General features: G+C 29.4%; 16 protein-coding genes and 1 pseudogene. 11 read left to right on the top strand and 6 right to left on the bottom strand.

Features of this window, described 5'->3' with window-relative positions:
* Positions 1 to 40 precede the first annotated feature (40 nt).
* Complete coding sequence (locus BFS35_RS05650; RefSeq protein ID WP_099579496.1) at positions 41 to 1,609, bottom strand: multicopper oxidase family protein; 1,569 nt, start codon at positions 1,607 to 1,609, stop codon at positions 41 to 43.
* Positions 1,610 to 1,849: 240 nt separating this feature from the next.
* Here BFS35_RS05650 and BFS35_RS05655 point away from each other — a divergent pair, with 240 nt between their 5' ends.
* Positions 1,850 to 2,041: a hypothetical protein gene (locus BFS35_RS05655; RefSeq protein WP_147329907.1), complete on the top strand. Its 192-nt coding sequence runs from the start codon at positions 1,850 to 1,852 to the stop codon at positions 2,039 to 2,041.
* A 330-nt stretch (positions 2,042 to 2,371) separates the two neighbouring features.
* Here the strand turns inward: BFS35_RS05655 and BFS35_RS05660 are convergent, their stop codons facing one another.
* Positions 2,372 to 2,605, bottom strand: coding sequence for a hypothetical protein (locus tag BFS35_RS05660; protein WP_099579492.1), 234 nt, complete (start codon positions 2,603 to 2,605; stop codon positions 2,372 to 2,374).
* 214 nt (positions 2,606 to 2,819) lie between these two features.
* Between BFS35_RS05660 and BFS35_RS05665 the strand changes: the two genes are divergently transcribed.
* The gene (locus tag BFS35_RS05665) at positions 2,820 to 3,284 is read left to right on the top strand and encodes a MepB family protein (protein ID WP_099579490.1); all 465 of its coding nucleotides are present in this window, start codon (positions 2,820 to 2,822) and stop codon (positions 3,282 to 3,284) included.
* 37 nt (positions 3,285 to 3,321) lie between these two features.
* Here the strand turns inward: BFS35_RS05665 and thrS are convergent, their stop codons facing one another.
* Positions 3,322 to 5,238 carry a threonine--tRNA ligase gene (gene thrS / locus BFS35_RS05670; RefSeq protein WP_099579488.1) on the bottom strand — a complete coding sequence of 639 codons (1,917 nt, stop codon included), beginning with the start codon at positions 5,236 to 5,238 and terminating at the stop codon, positions 3,322 to 3,324.
* Between the two features lie 1,030 nt (positions 5,239 to 6,268).
* Here thrS and BFS35_RS13990 point away from each other — a divergent pair.
* Positions 6,269 to 7,618: an SEFIR domain-containing protein gene (locus BFS35_RS13990; RefSeq protein WP_240628390.1), complete on the top strand. Its 1,350-nt coding sequence runs from the start codon at positions 6,269 to 6,271 to the stop codon at positions 7,616 to 7,618.
* A 326-nt stretch (positions 7,619 to 7,944) separates the two neighbouring features.
* On the opposite strand, the gene BFS35_RS05680 is transcribed toward BFS35_RS13990, so the two are convergent.
* Complete coding sequence (locus BFS35_RS05680; protein WP_099579486.1) at positions 7,945 to 8,358, bottom strand: carboxymuconolactone decarboxylase family protein; 414 nt, start codon at positions 8,356 to 8,358, stop codon at positions 7,945 to 7,947.
* 102 nt (positions 8,359 to 8,460) lie between these two features.
* Between BFS35_RS05680 and BFS35_RS05685 the strand changes: the two genes are divergently transcribed.
* Positions 8,461 to 8,874: an Lrp/AsnC family transcriptional regulator gene (locus tag BFS35_RS05685; protein ID WP_099579484.1), complete on the top strand. Its 414-nt coding sequence runs from the start codon at positions 8,461 to 8,463 to the stop codon at positions 8,872 to 8,874.
* Between the two features lie 199 nt (positions 8,875 to 9,073).
* Entirely contained in the window at positions 9,074 to 9,787 is a 714-nt protein-coding gene (locus BFS35_RS05690) for a hypothetical protein (RefSeq protein WP_099579482.1), read from the top strand.
* 107 nt (positions 9,788 to 9,894) lie between these two features.
* On the opposite strand, the pseudogene BFS35_RS14275 reads toward BFS35_RS05690, so the two are convergent.
* A pseudogene (locus BFS35_RS14275) lies at positions 9,895 to 10,439 on the bottom strand (cysteine hydrolase family protein).
* A gap of 114 nt (positions 10,440 to 10,553) precedes the next feature.
* On the opposite strand from BFS35_RS14275, the gene BFS35_RS13950 reads away from it, so the two are divergent.
* From BFS35_RS13950 to BFS35_RS05710, 4 genes are all read left to right on the top strand, one after another.
* Entirely contained in the window at positions 10,554 to 10,715 is a 162-nt protein-coding gene (locus BFS35_RS13950) for a winged helix-turn-helix transcriptional regulator (RefSeq protein WP_205757149.1), read from the top strand.
* Between the two features lie 21 nt (positions 10,716 to 10,736).
* Positions 10,737 to 10,934, top strand: coding sequence for an Lrp/AsnC ligand binding domain-containing protein (locus BFS35_RS14215; RefSeq protein ID WP_331466722.1), 198 nt, complete (start codon positions 10,737 to 10,739; stop codon positions 10,932 to 10,934).
* 115 nt (positions 10,935 to 11,049) lie between these two features.
* A complete protein-coding gene (locus BFS35_RS05705; RefSeq protein WP_099579480.1) occupies positions 11,050 to 12,054 on the top strand; it encodes a Got1/Sft2-like family vesicle transport protein in 1,005 nt (334 codons plus the stop codon).
* Positions 12,055 to 12,324: 270 nt separating this feature from the next.
* Entirely contained in the window at positions 12,325 to 12,729 is a 405-nt protein-coding gene (locus tag BFS35_RS05710; RefSeq protein WP_099579478.1) for an HIT family protein, read from the top strand.
* Positions 12,730 to 12,936: 207 nt separating this feature from the next.
* Here the strand turns inward: BFS35_RS05710 and BFS35_RS05715 are convergent, their stop codons facing one another.
* On the bottom strand, positions 12,937 to 13,767 hold the full coding sequence (locus BFS35_RS05715) for a GIY-YIG nuclease family protein (RefSeq protein ID WP_205757150.1): 831 nt from the start codon (positions 13,765 to 13,767) through the stop codon (positions 12,937 to 12,939).
* 104 nt (positions 13,768 to 13,871) lie between these two features.
* Here BFS35_RS05715 and BFS35_RS05720 point away from each other — a divergent pair, with 104 nt between their 5' ends.
* Together BFS35_RS05720 and BFS35_RS05725 are read left to right on the top strand one after the other, a co-directional pair.
* Positions 13,872 to 14,735: a GIY-YIG nuclease family protein gene (locus BFS35_RS05720; RefSeq protein ID WP_099579475.1), complete on the top strand. Its 864-nt coding sequence runs from the start codon at positions 13,872 to 13,874 to the stop codon at positions 14,733 to 14,735.
* 142 nt (positions 14,736 to 14,877) lie between these two features.
* Positions 14,878 to 15,702 carry a DUF4240 domain-containing protein gene (locus BFS35_RS05725; RefSeq protein ID WP_099579473.1) on the top strand — a complete coding sequence of 275 codons (825 nt, stop codon included), beginning with the start codon at positions 14,878 to 14,880 and terminating at the stop codon, positions 15,700 to 15,702.
* Positions 15,703 to 15,712 lie beyond the last annotated feature (10 nt).

Here is a 15,712-nt window from a genome sequence, read left to right on the forward strand (position 1 = left end):
AAATAGTTCCTTTTTTGTTATTAGATTGAAGCTTTGGAGCTTACTCTACTTTAACCTGTCCCATCATCCCATTGTCCTCATGTTCAAGTATGTGACAGTGGAACATATATATGCCTTTATTTTTAAACTGAATGGCAATTTTTACAGTCTCATCCGGGGCAACGGAAAAACTATCTTTCCAGCCTCTTTCGTTCTCAGGTGGTGCTTCTCCATTCCTGGAAAGGATCTTAAATTGAGCACCATGGATGTGGAACGGATGAATCATGCCGCCCATCATGTCAGGTTTATTATAGATTTCCCATACTTCTGTAACACCTTGTTCCTGCGTAAAATCAATTCTTTCAGGATCAAATTTTTTTCCGTTTATCGTTACCATATCCATCATGCCAAAAAGTTCAATTTCTTTTGTTACTGGTAAATTCTTTTCTTCTTCCATAACTGATAAGTCATTCATTTCATCAGGTATATCCATGTTCTTACCTGTTTGATCTGTGATTTCAAAAGGTAAGAGCGTGGCACCATCTTCATTCATTAACGCTATATTTTCATTACCATCGACTTTAGAAAAATCAATGATTATTTCAGCCCGCTCTGAAGGCGTGAGTGTGATTTCTTCCATTGAGACCGGTTCATTTAAAAACCCGCCGTCCGTTGCGACTTGTACAAAAGAATCACCTGTATTTAGTTTAAAGGTGTAATTTCTTGCATTTGATCCATTTAAAAGTCGAAGCCTTACTTTTTCTTTATCTACAGTTAATTTTGGATTCAATGTGCCGTTAATTAATGATGTATCCCCGACTGTGCCATCTTCATTTGCTGTTGCTTTATAATTCAACTGTTTTTCGTCATCAAAGACTCTGTCCTGGAAAATGAGAGGAATATCATTTTCTCCATATTCGCTTGGTAATTCAAGATTTTTTGAATTTTGGTCCTCGATATAAATTAACCCAGCAAGTCCGTTGTACACTTGTTCAGAGGTTTTTCCTTCCGGGTGGGGATGGAACCACAATGTGGCAGCTTCCTGCGTCACTTCAAATTCAATAGTACTCTCTTCGCCTGGCTCTAATACATTATGTGGACCGCCATCGTCATTCCCCGGAACTTCCAATCCATGCCAGTGAAAAGTGGTGTTTTCATCGAGTTCATTGATTAAGTTTATCTTCACAGTATCTCCTTTTTCAAATTGAAGCATGGGACCTAGAAACGAGCCATTATAACCATATGTTTTTGTTTGAACGCCATCAAATATTTCTGTTTCTCCTTTTTGCGCGCGTATTGTATACTCAGTTCCTTTGTTGCTGTCGCTTTTGAGTACAGGGGGGATACTCAGTTCGTTCTCTCCTGTCGAATCAATTAGACTTACCACATCATCATGATCCATATGACCATTACCCATGGAACCATTATTCATTTCTCCTTCACTGGAGGAGCCATTCATATTTTCTTCCATAGAACCTTCATTGTCCTCATTCATGTTCATCTCTTCATTTGAATGCTTTCCATGGTTAGTATCTTCTACAGATGCTTCTTCGTCATTGCTTGTACAAGCTGATAAAACAATGACCATCATCAGAGAAAACAAGCTTATCAATAGTTTCTTTTTTCTCATACTTTACAATCCCTTCTTTCTCCTTTTAATAAAGAACTTGTCATTCCTTTATGTATTAGACTAGATTATAATTTTCGAGAATCCGTGCATAAAATGAGTATTTAATGTGACAAAAACTACATGTAAAATTAAGTTTAAAAAACGATGGATTATTTGACAAAAAACCATATAGATTATCGAGAAAAGTGTAATCATATATTTTTTGATTATAAGTTAGATGATAATATCATTAGGGAATTAATGAACTGTACTAGTCATGATGGTAATTATAATGTTCAGGGTGTGTATTTTTTAGATGAAAATTTAGATTTAGACACAGTTCATTTTGAAAAGTATAGAAAAAGATTTGTGATTGAGATTAAGAATGAACGAGCATTTTATATCAGTATTGGAAGCGATGATTCATATGCATTTAACTTAAATACTAGATAAATGTTATTAAAGGTATTCTCTAAAATATTGATGAGATAATAAGTAATTCGTAAAAAACTTGTTAATTATATTTTATTCGGAATGCTTTACTTGTTATAAAATTTGATATTAAAAATTATAGTAATAAATGAAAAGCACTTGAAAGGTGGTCAATTGATGTGAATCCGAAAGGTATTTATTTTTATAAATTAACCTCACTTTTAACCGATACGCTGAAAGTTATCATAAATGATGAGGTTTTCCTGATGAGACCAACAAAATAAAGAAATTAATAGAAACTGCATATACATAAAAAAGGATCTAAGCAGATGTATGCTTAGATCTTTCTTGTTATTCTTCGATATGTTGTCTAATGAAAATCTCTTTAGTATCGACAGCAAAACTAATACGTGCGCAATAACTAGATGAAGCAATTTCAACACGATTATTTGTAAAGATAAATAATGCGACAACATCATTCTCTTTATCAATAATTGTTAATGCATCGTCACTAGTTAAGACACGATAGTCTCCAGTGATGTCTAAATTTAATTTCCATTCTTTAAAGCTAATTGAATTGTTCATTACAATTCCTCCGTATAAAAATTATTTTCCAAAAACAAAGTGTTAGAGAAATAAATTTTTATAACGTTCATTACACACCTTACCGTCTATTTGAGTATATCCAAATAAATGGTAATACTCAACACTAAATGTAAATTTATAGTTATTTCATTGGTTGATTATACGAGTAATAATAAAATAATAATTGTAGAAGTTAAGAATTGGAGGATTATCAATGCAATCTTATAAAACATATAGTATATGGAATAATTTTTTTAAAGATAGTGATGTTATTATAGAGCAAGACGAATGGAATGAAGATTATGAAGGTATGATTATTTCATGTGAAACATTTAATTTCAAAAGTAGGTTAGCTAAGAAAACGCCTAAAAAACCGGGATACTTCGTTGCAATATGGAAGAAGGATGGACTTAATAAAAATATACCATTAAATGAAAATGATTTAGGAGATTATCTAGTTGTTAATATTTTAGATGATAATCTTGAGGGACAGTTTGTCTTTCCAGTAGGGGTTTTAACTAAAAAAGGTATTATTCAATCTGAAAAATCAAAAGGGAAAATGGCTTTTAGAATCTATCCACCATGGGTCAAAGATTTGAATAAAACTGCGATAGTTACGCAGACATGGCAGAAAGAATACTTTTTTGATATGAATGAATATCATTTCAATAGTAAATAATGTGATGCCCAAAGCAAATTTTGCTTTGGGCATCACATTATATTAATAAATCTTTATTATAAATTTCTTTTTTCAACTCATTTATAAAGTCTACGATATCTTTTGATACATTCTCTGAATCACCATATTTTCTTATAGATAATGAATTATTATTTTGTTCCTCATCACCCACAACAATTGTGTAAGGAATTTTATTTATTTGGCTCTCTCTAATTTTCTTACCTAGCTTTTCGTCTCTGTTATCAAAATTTACTCTGATGTTTTCCTGGGCAAATACTTTTTGAATTTGTTTTACATAGTTAATATTATTTTCAGATACTCCAATAAGATTCACTTGAATTGGTGCCATCCATAATGGAAATGCCCCTTTAAAGTGTTCGATTAATATTCCGAAGAAACGATCAAGTGAACCAAATATTGCTCGATGAATAACTACTGGTCGTTCTTTTTCATTGTTTTCATTTACGTATGTTAAATCGAATTTTTCAGGCATTTGGAAATCAAGTTGCACAGTAGCACATTGATGACTTCTATTTAATGCATCTTTAATATGAATATCAATCTTAGGACCGTAGAAAGCACCGTCACCTTCATTAATACTATAAGTTAGGTTTAAGTTATCTAAAACATATGATAATGATTTTTCAGCTTCTTCCCATAGACTTAATTCTCCTAGATATTTTTCTGGACGAGTCGAAAGTTCTATTGAATATTCAAATCCAAAAATGTTATACAGGTAATCAATGAGCTCTAATACATTTTTAACTTCCTCTTGAATTTGAGATTTCATTACAAAAATATGTGCATCATCTTGACAGAACGTTCTTACTCGAAGTAATCCATTTAAAGCTCCGCTAAACTCATGACGATGTACTTGTCCAAATTCAGCTATTCTAAGTGGTAAATCTTTATAAGATTTTAATTCATTTTTAAATATCAACATATGACCAGGACAATTCATAGGTTTTAATGCAAAATCATTGTCATCAACCTTTGTAAAATACATATTTTCATGATAATGATCCCAATGTCCAGAAGCTTCCCAAAGTCTTTGATTCATCATTAAAGGTGTTTTAACTTCTAGGTATCCTCTTTCTAATTGAATCTCTCTTAAAAACTCTTCCATTTTATTTTTAATGAACTGACCATTTGGTAGATAGAAGGGCATCCCTGGAGCTTCTTCGGAAAACATGAATAGTTTCAGTTGCTTTCCTAGTTTTCTGTGATTTCTTTCATCCGCTTCTTTTAAGAAGTCAAAATAATTATCTAGTTCTTCTTTGGATGCAAACGCTACACCATATATTCGTTGAAGCATCTTATTATTACTATCACCTTTCCAGTAAGCACCTGCAACTTTTGTTAATTTAAAGTGATTTACATATTTAGTACTTGGTACGTGTGGACCTGTACATAAGTCTGTAAATTCACCTTGTTGATATATTGAAAGTTGTTCATCTTTATGGCTTTCTATGATATTCACTTTATAAGAATTATCTTTAAATACATTCTTAGCTTCTTCATAAGATATCTCAGAACGAATGAATGTAAGGTTTTCTTTCTGAATTTTTTTCATTTCTTTTTCTATTTTACTTAAGTCACTCTCGCTGATAGATTGATCTAAGTCTATATCATAATAAAAACCATTTTCAATAACTGGTCCAATAGATAATAGTGCATTTGGATAAATTCTTTTAATTGCTTGGGCTAAAACGTGTGCTGCAGAGTGTCTCATAACTTCAATACCTTCAACTGTATTAATGTTATAGAAACTAAGTTCTGAATCTTGATGGATGGGATAGGTCAAATCAACTAAGGTTCCATTGACGTGGCAAACAATGGCTTCCTTGAATAAAGAATTACTAATCGATTTTGCAACTTCACTTGCTAGAATTCCTTTTGGATATTCCTTTTTACTTCCGTCTGGAAATTTGATACTAATTTGTTGATTTGACATTTAAATCTCTCCCTAAATTTATTTTTTTATAATAAAAAGACTCGTCCCTCAAAAAAAGGGACGAGTCTTCTATTACCCGTGGTTCCACCCAAAATTCCATCATTAATGATGACACTCTAGCATGTTTAACGCACATGAACGTGACATGTTTCCATATCATTTATTGTTAAGGTAGTAATTTTATTATCTAATTTAGGAATCTCTCAGCAATTATTCCCTCTCTGTTAATCGACCAAATAAAATCGTGTCCTTGTATGTAATATTAAATTAAACATATGATATAATTGATTGAATATTTTGTCAACAAATTATTTTTAACTGAAAGTTTTAAAAGGAATTTTTTTTTATTATCTTAGATTGTATAAAGAGTTTTGAAGACACATGGATGCGATGTAGAACCTTATTATTTCTATACACGCAGTATGATGATGTTGTTCAAACAAAATCTAAAATCGATGGAATTGAAGTAATTTGTGTGGAAGATGCAAATAAGGTTTATAAGAATATGATAGAGAAAAATTAGAAGAATAATAGAAGGAAAGAGCTAGAATTAATGAGTTTGAAGAAGCGCTAAAAAGAAATATAAATGATATTACATTTTAAAGAATAGGAGGAGCTTATTAATGTCTTTGACAGGTTATAAAGATAAAATAAGTCGTCGTACAGCATTTAGTTGCTGTTTTTCTTATGATATATTTATACGCTAAAATAATTGTAATATTGTACCATGTTAGAGATATTAAAATTAGAAATAAATGGTTTTAATATGTATAAATAGTTACGGACAAAAAAAGCACCACATTTTGAGAGTTATATTATTAGTTTAATGATTTGAAGAGAGTTCGTAGAGGTATATAAAATCTCAATACATGAATCGTCTAATTTCTTAAATTAACAACACATTTCTTAATGAGAATTGTCCAATTGATTATAGATGATTTATTCTATAAGATATAGACGCAATTATTAAGGTATAATATTTAAAATTTTGTATAGATTATACATCTATAAATAATTAGGAGCTGTTCATATGGTGAAAAAAGTGTTTGTGTCTTATTCATGGACTAGTGAGGAACATGTAAATCGTATTGTAAAAATAGCTGAAAGTCTAAGACAGGATCATGGAATTGATATTATATTGGACTTATGGGACTGTTTGCCGGGACAAGATCTCAATGTATTTATGGAGTCTATGGTACTGGATGAGTCTGTTGATTTCGTTCTTATCATGAGTGATGAAAGATATAAAATTAAAGCGAATAGTAGAGAAGGTGGAGTAGGTACAGAATCAACCATTATCTCTTCTGAAGTCTACAAAGACGCAAAAAGTACTAAATTTATTCCGGTGTATATGGAAAAATTAGATAATGATATTTCTTTACCACAATTTTGTAAAACACGTCGAGCTATTAATATGACAAACGAAGAAGATGATTTTGAAAGCATTGAAGAGATAGCACGTTGGATCAATGGCCAGCCAGTTTATATAAAACCTGCTCTAGGAAATGTTCCAGAATATGATGCTGTTACTACTTCGATTAAGAAGTATGAGCAAAAACTATACGCATCAAAGAGTTATAATTTAGAAGACAACTTAATATCTTATTTTGACATATTAAAAAGTGAACTTTTGAGCTTGGAAGCCAGTGATAATAATGACGTGAATGAAGAAATTATACTTTCGATTAAACCTTATTTAGAAAGTATAAGAAAAGTTTATGATTTTATTTCAGAGAAAAATTTAGATATAAGTTCTTTTCTGATTCCTTTCTATAATGAAATATTAGTACACACTAGTAATGAGAACGAACGTCCTTTATTAAGGTTGTTTCTATATTTCTCATTTTTAGAGGTAGTTCTAGCAACTATTACTAAAGATGATACTTACACATTAAAAAATTTAATTTTAAGTGACTACATATTTCTTGGAAGGAAGAATCATTTTACAGTAATGAGCAACTTTCCTAGAAAATATGCAGAGCATTCATTCTTTGTTAAAGGTAGTAGACAAATAAATGTAAGAAAGTTTTGCGCACAGTTAATTTATGAGGAAAAGAAAAGAGTCAAAATAGAGGATATTGATTTAATATTGAATACGGTATGTGAGGTAAATTCTAGATTCGCTGATGTTTTGCCAAATTGGCATGGAATCTTATTGCTTTTTGATTTTGAAGATTTTTATTCGTGGGATAATAAGGCTCATTATATTGTTGAAAAATTTAAATATAAAGATTTTTATGAGAAGTACAAGTTTTTATTCAACTGTGAAAAAAGTGAACTCATCTCTAAACTTGATAATTGTTTAGAGAGAAGCAGAGGCTCATTTGAATTACCTTTAATAAACAAGGTTTTACCTATTAATGAAATTGCACAATATTAAAGAAGATTCATCTCCAAAAGATTTACTAGCAGGATTGATTGGTATAAGACAAAAAGCTATCAATTGAAAAATACTTATCTAATATTAAAAAAGATTAAATCATACACTCAACATTATTTATGTAAATTCAAAAGTAAAATTTGCACATGATTTAGATATATGTATTACATGAAAAGAAACATGACATCGACCAACTACAATGATATTATGACACCTGAAGAATCAGTAAAATTTTATGAAATGATTTGGGACAAAAGATTTGTTGAATTTATAGATTAAAGAAGAGGTAACCTCATTTTTGTGGTTACCTTTTTGATGTATGATGTTTAATCTTCAGCAGTAAGTTTTAATATCGATCCAAAATGCTGTTGAGCTGTAGTGAATAAAGTAAAAGTAATTAATTCAATAATTTCTTCATTTGTCATTGAATCTTTTAATAACTGAATAGTAGATTCAGGTACATTTTCTTTCATTTTTAAGTACACTTCTATAAAACCAATACAAAGTATAGATTTTTCGTCTTGAAATTTATTAGTAGGTCTACCCTTTGCTTTGCAGTAAAGGCATCCATTTTCTTGCGCAAGTATTCTTCTTAACTCTTCTTTTAATTCTTTGCTCAATGCGCCGTCTTCACTTAATGTGTCTGCTAAGTTATTCCATGGTTCAAGTATAATTTCATTGTGTCCTAATAATTTTTGAAAAGGTGTATCGCCTATCTTACTATAATTTATTAATGCCATATTATCATCTCCTTGAGTTAATAATATACGTGATATAATAAAGAATGAATAAATTAAATAAGGATTTAAAGTATATGGACTTTAATAAAAGAGGTAAATTAAATGAAAGACTTAATAAATGAGAAAATATTAAACATATTAGAAATGAACAGTCGAATTACGATTAATGAGTTAAGTAAACAGGTTAATTTATCTGCTCCTGCAGTAAGAGAGAGGATAAATAAAATGGAGGAGCAAGGAATAATAAAAGATTATACGATTAATATTGATTATAAGAAGTTAGGATATGATGTTGAGATTCTAATTGAAATTATCATTAAAAACAATAGATATAAAGATTTCAAGGAGTTCATATCTGAACAGGATAATGTTGAATTTTGTTATCGTGTATCTGGAGAAGCATGTTTTGTTTTTAAAGTTAGATTAGAAAATATGGAAGCAGTCGAATCATTTATTGATCTCTTACAGCCATATGGACATACCAAAAGCCAGTTTATATTTTCGTCAGTTATATAATATAAATGAATAGAGAAAGGTATAGAATATTGATAAATTAATCGCACTTTAAAACGATACGCTGAAAGTTATCATAAATGATGGGGTTTATTTTTTAATAGATAAATGAGTTATAAAATAGAGTAATATTAATGAAAACATATAAAAGTGATTGAAAATTTAAAAAAGGGGATTTAAAAAATAAGAATAAGGTGAAATAATGAGTAAAGAAGTTTTTCTAAAAATATATCTAGATAAATATCGAAGAAATAAATATACAAATGTAATCAAAGCATTGGCTGAAAAACATAATGAATTGAATGAAAAGATTTTTTTTAATCTTGAGGAAAAATCCAAAGCTTATTTTTCTAAATTAGAGGGAATATATGGTAGTAAATATAATTACGAAGATGTGGATCCAGGTGACGTTTATGAGCAAATGATGGACGAAACATTTGAATATTATGAAATGGAAGTTTTAATGGAACATAATTTAATACTATCTTTAATTAGTACGTTATTCCAAGTGTTTGAGCAGCAGCTTAGGAGTCTACTGTATCAAGAGTTAAATCACACACACAGCGTGGTCAAAACAAAATATAAGTTAAATAAATTTGGTACTAATATGGGAGAGATTCAAGAAATTTTTAAATTACTGGATTATGATCTGAAAGATAGTCCTTATTGGAATGATATTAATGAGTTGAATAAATTAAACAATGCATTTAAGCATGGTCAAGGAAATTCATTTGATAAATTAATTAAACTGAATCCAAAATTAATTAATACTAATAAGTTAGAAGGTGTTTATACTACTAATAATGAAGTAATATTTGATTTAAATGAAGTTAAATTTGATAAATATTCTAATGCTATTATTAATTTTTGGAACGATTTTCCTGAACATTTAACTAATCATGTAAAGATAGATTAGTGGAATAAAGATTCATCCAATTATTTTTGTATATTAATCGGATGAATCTTTACAATTTTCCTTATTGAAAATAAGTTCAATATGGTGGCTTTTCTATTATACATTTTTTAATATTTATCAATAAAATCTTCTGTAGATAATATATCGGAGAAATTGGCTAATGCAGCAATAAATGAATTTTGAACAGCATCTGCTGAAACTTGTTTATTGTCATAGGCAAGATTTTTAGTTGCAGTTGCATCATGTATTAATACTGGATCAAAGCCAAGTTCTTTTGCTGCTCTAGTTGTCGAATCAACACACATGTGTGTCATCATTCCACAAATCACTAATTGATTAATTTTTTTTTAGTAAGTATATCCTGTAAATTAGTTTCATAGAAACTGTTAGGAAATTGTTTTTCGATTGTAGTACTATTTTTAGGTACAGATAAATGTGGATGTATCTCAGCACCATATGTATTTACTTCAAAGAAATCAGCATTCTTTTGATGTTTAATATGTTTAATATAAATAACTTCTTGGTTATTTGATAAGAAATGATTTTCGAGCTTAACTATATTATTGAGCGCTTCATCTGCATTGTTTAAAGGTAATTTCCCGTCTTTAAAATAGTCATTTTGTACATCGATGATAAGTAATGCTTTGTTCATTGTACTCACTCCCTTTTATTTGATAAACATATTATAATTAAATTAATTATATGTAGACATAACTCTGTGAAAGAACTTCTATAAGATTCTTTTCATACTGAAAGGATTTTGCTAATGGATTATACTGATTTAAAAATTTTGAAGATATTAAGAGAAAATAGTAGATTAACTAATAAAGAAATTGGAGAAAAAATTCATATGATCAGTCAAGCTGTAGGTAATAGAATTAATCAATTGATCGAACGAGGTGAAATTTCTAAATTTACAATTATGTAGAGTTATAGGGACACACAATATATTAGAGTTTTTTTAAATGGTAGTTTTTACTCTCAAATAGAATCATTGGTGAAACAGTATGATGAAATAGAAGAATTTCAAAAGGTAAGTGGTCAAGCATGTTACATTTTAAAGAGTGATTTTGATAATGATGAATTAAAAAGATTTATTCAATTTTTATCAAAATATGCAAGGTACACTGTAGAGGTTGTTGTTTGAACTTAAAATATTGAATAGTAAGAAAACAATATAATACTTTTAAGTGACAGTGAAGCAAAGGAGAATTTCTTGATTATAAGCTATATAGCGACAAAACTTATAAAAGGAGACTATGATGGATTTTATAAATAATCATTTTGGTATTACATTGTTGTTAGTCTGTATAGTTTTTGGTGTAATGGTTTTTGGGTTTTGGTGGAAAAGTAAAGGTGACTTAGATAATTTTAAAAAGAACTTAGAAATTTTAAGTATTATATTTGCTTTTATATCTTTTTTATTCACAATATACTTTACTCAAATTTCATATAAAGAAACAAAGGAAAGCAACGAACAAACAAAGAGAGAGTTCGAACATACATTGGATAATGAAAGAGAGGAAAAGTCTAATAATATTAAGATTATAAATTTAAAATTAAGTAATGAAATTGATAGATTATCTGAACAAGTTAATACTCTGACCGAAATAAAAGATATAAATGGTTATTACGATTTAAATAAATTAAATAATCAACATAACGAAATACTTAAAACAATAAGAGACATAAAGAGCCTAGAAATAAAAGAATATTCAAAGACGTACTTTGAAACTTTAAAAGAGATAAAACAAATTGAAAATACTATACAAATTTTTAATGAAAGTATAAATTTGCATAATTATAATCAAGGAATACCTAAAGCAAAATTGATGAAAGGATTAACCCCTTCTACGGACTATCGAATAGACTTAAAAAATAAAATTGATGAGATTAAAGGTCTAGAAGAAAATGTTTATATTTCTGATACCGTCGTAACAAAAGATCATTTTATCTATTTTAGAGATGCAAAAATAGACAATGATAATTTAGAAGTTAAACTAGACGTCAAAGTTAATGATGATGAAACAAAATTTATCAACAGAGAATTTCATAGAGAGTTCTTTGTACTAATAGATGATTTTGATAGAAAGTATAATAATACAGACGATTTAAAAGCAATTGATGTGAATAATCAAGAATACAAACATATAACTTTAAAATTCAAAATAGATGATGATATTAATGACTATAAGTTAATATACTCCGACCAATTAAATCCAGAAAATATGAAGATTAAAGAATATACTTTTATTATAGATAACTAATAATATAATTGAATAATATAGAACTAAAACTGAATTTATTAACTGATATACTGAAAGTTATGACAAAGATGCGATTCTTTTGCTTGAAAATAAAAAATCTCAATCAATCGAAAATATATGAAAAGTATAAAAAAATTAAATATTAAGAAGAATGACGTGATATAATTAAATGAATATTCAATTTATAAGAAACAGTTTAAAATCAAAGGGGTAACATTTATGGATTGAAAAGAGAATCGTATTTTAGCCGCTAAAAATGGAAAAAATCCAATGGTAATAAAAGAATTAAAAGGAAGCTATGTTGTGTTTGGTGATGTACAATTTCTGGAAGGTTATTGTGTATTGCTTCCTAAAAGAGAAGTAAGGTTATTAACTGATCTTACAATAGAAGAACGACAAGATTATTTATTGGATATGAGCTTAGTAGGTGATGCCATGATGAAAGCATTGAATCCTACAAGAGTAAATTATGAGATATTAGGCAATAAAGATCACTTCTTGCATGTACATTTATTTCCTAGATATGAATGGGAAGATGAGTCGGTGAAATATATGCCAGTGTGGGCGTATGATGCTTCCAATTGGTCGAGTGAAGAAACGGCTTACGATCCTGATAAACATGATGAAATTAGAAATAAGATAAAGACCGAACTTGAACAGTTGTATAAAATATAAAACCATAGTCGATATCATCATTTGATATCGACTTTAATTATAATAAACCGCACTCTTAAGAGATACGCTGAGTCGTATCATAAGTGATGCGGTTTTAAAAACGCGACATGAAATAAAGGTATACCTACCTTGTTCTGTCTGATTATAATGATTAATCGAAAGACATGTCATTTTTTGACATGTCTTTTTTAATTTTATAGAGAAATTTTAATTAGAGTTATAACCGAACTGTCGACTTTGCAATGCTTCCTTCCAGTAAGACTCTCTCTGTAGAACCAACTTATCATCAACCTTACCATTGTAGTTCTCAAGTATCGTATACTGAAAATTTTCCTTAACGTAGTCAAAGCCTTTTTCTTCTACCAATGCTACCAACTCTTTATTACCACCATGACCATTAGCTACATAGTTAGACCATCTGGTAAGCAACATCTTACTCATACTCGTTGCTGATCCAACGTACAACTTGCCATTACTTTTATCTGTAATGAGATAAACTGCATTTTGATTTTCAAGGGCAGCAATCCAGTCACGTTTACCACGATGAATAATTGTAGCGAGTTGTTGATAGGATAACTTAACCTTGTCATAACCCGGGAAATCATCACCGTCATATATAGTGGGTAATATCTGTTGAACAACTAATTCTTGGTGTAAGTCTTTGTAAAAGCGCCCTTGAGCCATGAAAGATTTCTTAAATTTGATGATAACTCGTCCATAATATTGTTCGTATTGTGGGAGTTCAACACCTTCATAATTGATACCTTCTAAAACATCTAGCTCTTTAGTCACTTTCTTAATCGTCGTAAGTAACCACGTATCGTATGAAAGTTTGAGTAAACATACGGCTGTTTGACCTACATTAAAATACCTCGATTTGTTTCTCCAAAATAGCCATTGTGTATTCACTTCTTCTGGATTTTGCTTAAATACTTCCATAGGATCAACAAAACCATTTGATTGGTTGAATTTGATTTTCACATGATTTATTTCTTCTTCTGTAAAGCCAAGTAAATCATTGAGTTTTATATGTGACATAATCACTGCTCCTTGCATAATTTAATATTTTTATCATATCAAATGACTATGCATATGAGATAATATTATTGAAAAATTACATTTACTTTAAGGAGCAAATAATTATGGTCAAACGAGGAAAGAATATCAATCTGTATTTAATAGATGGGGATGTTAATGGACGTATCAAATGTACACTTGCTAATTGGACTGGAGTAATATATAAGATTCCACAAACAAAAGTTGAACGTATTTCTAATCGGGAAGAGCTAAAGCAATCAGGCATATATTTTCTTTTTGGATCAAGGGATGATAATGAAAAAGACAGTGTATATATTGGACAAGCAAGCATTAGATCGAATGGTGAAGGACTTTTATATCGAATCAATGAACATAAAAACGATACGACAAAAGATTACTGGACTGAGGCTGTAGCAGTAACAACGTCTAATAATTCATTTGGACCTACAGAAATAAGCTATTTAGAACACAGAATGGTTAATATAGCAAAAGAGAGTAACAGATATGAAGTTAAGAACGGTAATATGCCTAACATAGGTAATGTTACGGAGGAAAAGCAATCTGAACTCGAAGATTTTTTGGATAATGCAAAAATTGTTATGGGCGCATTAGGATATAAAGTGTTTGAGAAAATTATGAATGATGAAGAACGAGATGTTTTAGAGCCTAGTTTTGTATATGAAGTAAAAGGTGTGAGAGCTATGGGGCGTCGTACTTCAGAAGGTTTTGTATTGTTAAAAGGAAGCCGACTATCACCTAGTATTAGTGAGGTTGGTGGTGATAAAGTCAGGATACAACGAGAAAAATATACTGATGATATAGATATGAATAACTATGTGATAAATGATATCTTGTTTAAGAGTCCATCGGGTGCGGCTAAATTTGTTAGTGGTAATAGTGTCAATGGAAATATTAGTTGGAGAACATCTGATGGAAGAACATTAGGTGAAATAATTAAATTTATATAATGAGAAAAAATATTAATGGTAGACTTAGAGCAAAAATATGGGAAAGAGCCGCTGTAAACCATTATTTTCGAAAGGGGAAATTAGAGATGAAAGCCGGTGTACATAAAATACCTAAACCACGTGGATATAAAAGGAGGTAAATATGAAAAAAAAATTTAGCATTGGTGATGTATTGGTTGAAGAATTACCAAGAAACAAATATGGTTGTATGGTTATTTTAGACTATAATGATGGTATCTATAAAGTATTGATATCTGAGTTTATAGATGAAGAAATTCCGGATTTAAGTGATAAAAGAATTATAACCCCCGCAATAGATAGTTCAGGGACATGTGACTTACCTTATATAAAAAAAGGAGATAAATTTAGTCAAAAACTTGAGAAATATAAATTAATCGGTAATATACGAAATTTGAATAATATACCTGATAGAACTAATTATCCCTTTGGTGAAATAAGCACTTTACCCGTATATTATAACTGGTTGTCTAAAGAATCACCTAAAGAATATCATACAATATTGGAAAGAAATAAATTTGAATTGTTGACTTTTAAAAACTATGAATATAAATATATGAGTGAACATCTATTTTGGAGTTTAATTGAAACAAATTTGGTTGATAAAGAGTCTTACCAGATGTTAGTATCAAAATTGAGTAAATTAAGTAAAACAGAGATTATTGAATTTCATAATACTCTTGCTAACATGATTGAAAATCTATCTGTTTTAAAAGTGTATGATCCCGTAGTAGAAAATGATGATTACTTATCTGAAGATGCAATTTTATATACTAAGTGTTATGTTGTCTCAAGAGGAGAATTATATTATAAAAAGGTTCTAGAATCAGGAATTCTAGATTTAAGTGATGATAATCATGATTTTGAGGAATTACTTTATGTAGCAGAAGAAGCTCTAGAACTTCGAGGAGTTCAGATTGATTATGATAAAATGAAAGATATAGAATAAAATACAAAAT

Origin of the sequence: Macrococcoides goetzii (assembly GCF_002742385.2) — a bacterium.
Classification (GTDB): Bacteria; Bacillota; Bacilli; order Staphylococcales; family Staphylococcaceae; genus Macrococcoides; species Macrococcoides goetzii.

Excerpts from the sequence above, each read along its gene's own strand:
- BFS35_RS13990 (WP_240628390.1), top strand. The coding sequence starts at position 6,269 with ATGGTGAAAAAAGTGTTTGTGTCTTATTCATGGACTAGTGAGGAACAT.
- thrS (WP_099579488.1), bottom strand. The coding sequence starts at position 5,238 with ATGTCAAATCAACAAATTAGTATCAAATTTCCAGACGGAAGTAAAAAG.
- BFS35_RS05715 (WP_205757150.1), bottom strand. The coding sequence starts at position 13,767 with ATGTCACATATAAAACTCAATGATTTACTTGGCTTTACAGAAGAAGAA.
- BFS35_RS05665 (WP_099579490.1), top strand. The coding sequence starts at position 2,820 with ATGCAATCTTATAAAACATATAGTATATGGAATAATTTTTTTAAAGAT.
- BFS35_RS05650 (WP_099579496.1), bottom strand. The coding sequence starts at position 1,609 with ATGAGAAAAAAGAAACTATTGATAAGCTTGTTTTCTCTGATGATGGTC.
- BFS35_RS05705 (WP_099579480.1), top strand. The coding sequence starts at position 11,050 with ATGGATTTTATAAATAATCATTTTGGTATTACATTGTTGTTAGTCTGT.
- BFS35_RS05725 (WP_099579473.1), top strand. The coding sequence starts at position 14,878 with ATGAAAAAAAAATTTAGCATTGGTGATGTATTGGTTGAAGAATTACCA.
- BFS35_RS05680 (WP_099579486.1), bottom strand. The coding sequence starts at position 8,358 with ATGGCATTAATAAATTATAGTAAGATAGGCGATACACCTTTTCAAAAA.
- BFS35_RS05660 (WP_099579492.1), bottom strand. The coding sequence starts at position 2,605 with ATGAACAATTCAATTAGCTTTAAAGAATGGAAATTAAATTTAGACATC.
- BFS35_RS05655 (WP_147329907.1), top strand. The coding sequence starts at position 1,850 with ATGAACTGTACTAGTCATGATGGTAATTATAATGTTCAGGGTGTGTAT.
- BFS35_RS05720 (WP_099579475.1), top strand. The coding sequence starts at position 13,872 with ATGGTCAAACGAGGAAAGAATATCAATCTGTATTTAATAGATGGGGAT.
- BFS35_RS13950 (WP_205757149.1), top strand. The coding sequence starts at position 10,554 with ATGGATTATACTGATTTAAAAATTTTGAAGATATTAAGAGAAAATAGT.
- BFS35_RS05710 (WP_099579478.1), top strand. The coding sequence starts at position 12,325 with ATGGTAATAAAAGAATTAAAAGGAAGCTATGTTGTGTTTGGTGATGTA.
- BFS35_RS05690 (WP_099579482.1), top strand. The coding sequence starts at position 9,074 with ATGAGTAAAGAAGTTTTTCTAAAAATATATCTAGATAAATATCGAAGA.
- BFS35_RS05685 (WP_099579484.1), top strand. The coding sequence starts at position 8,461 with ATGAAAGACTTAATAAATGAGAAAATATTAAACATATTAGAAATGAAC.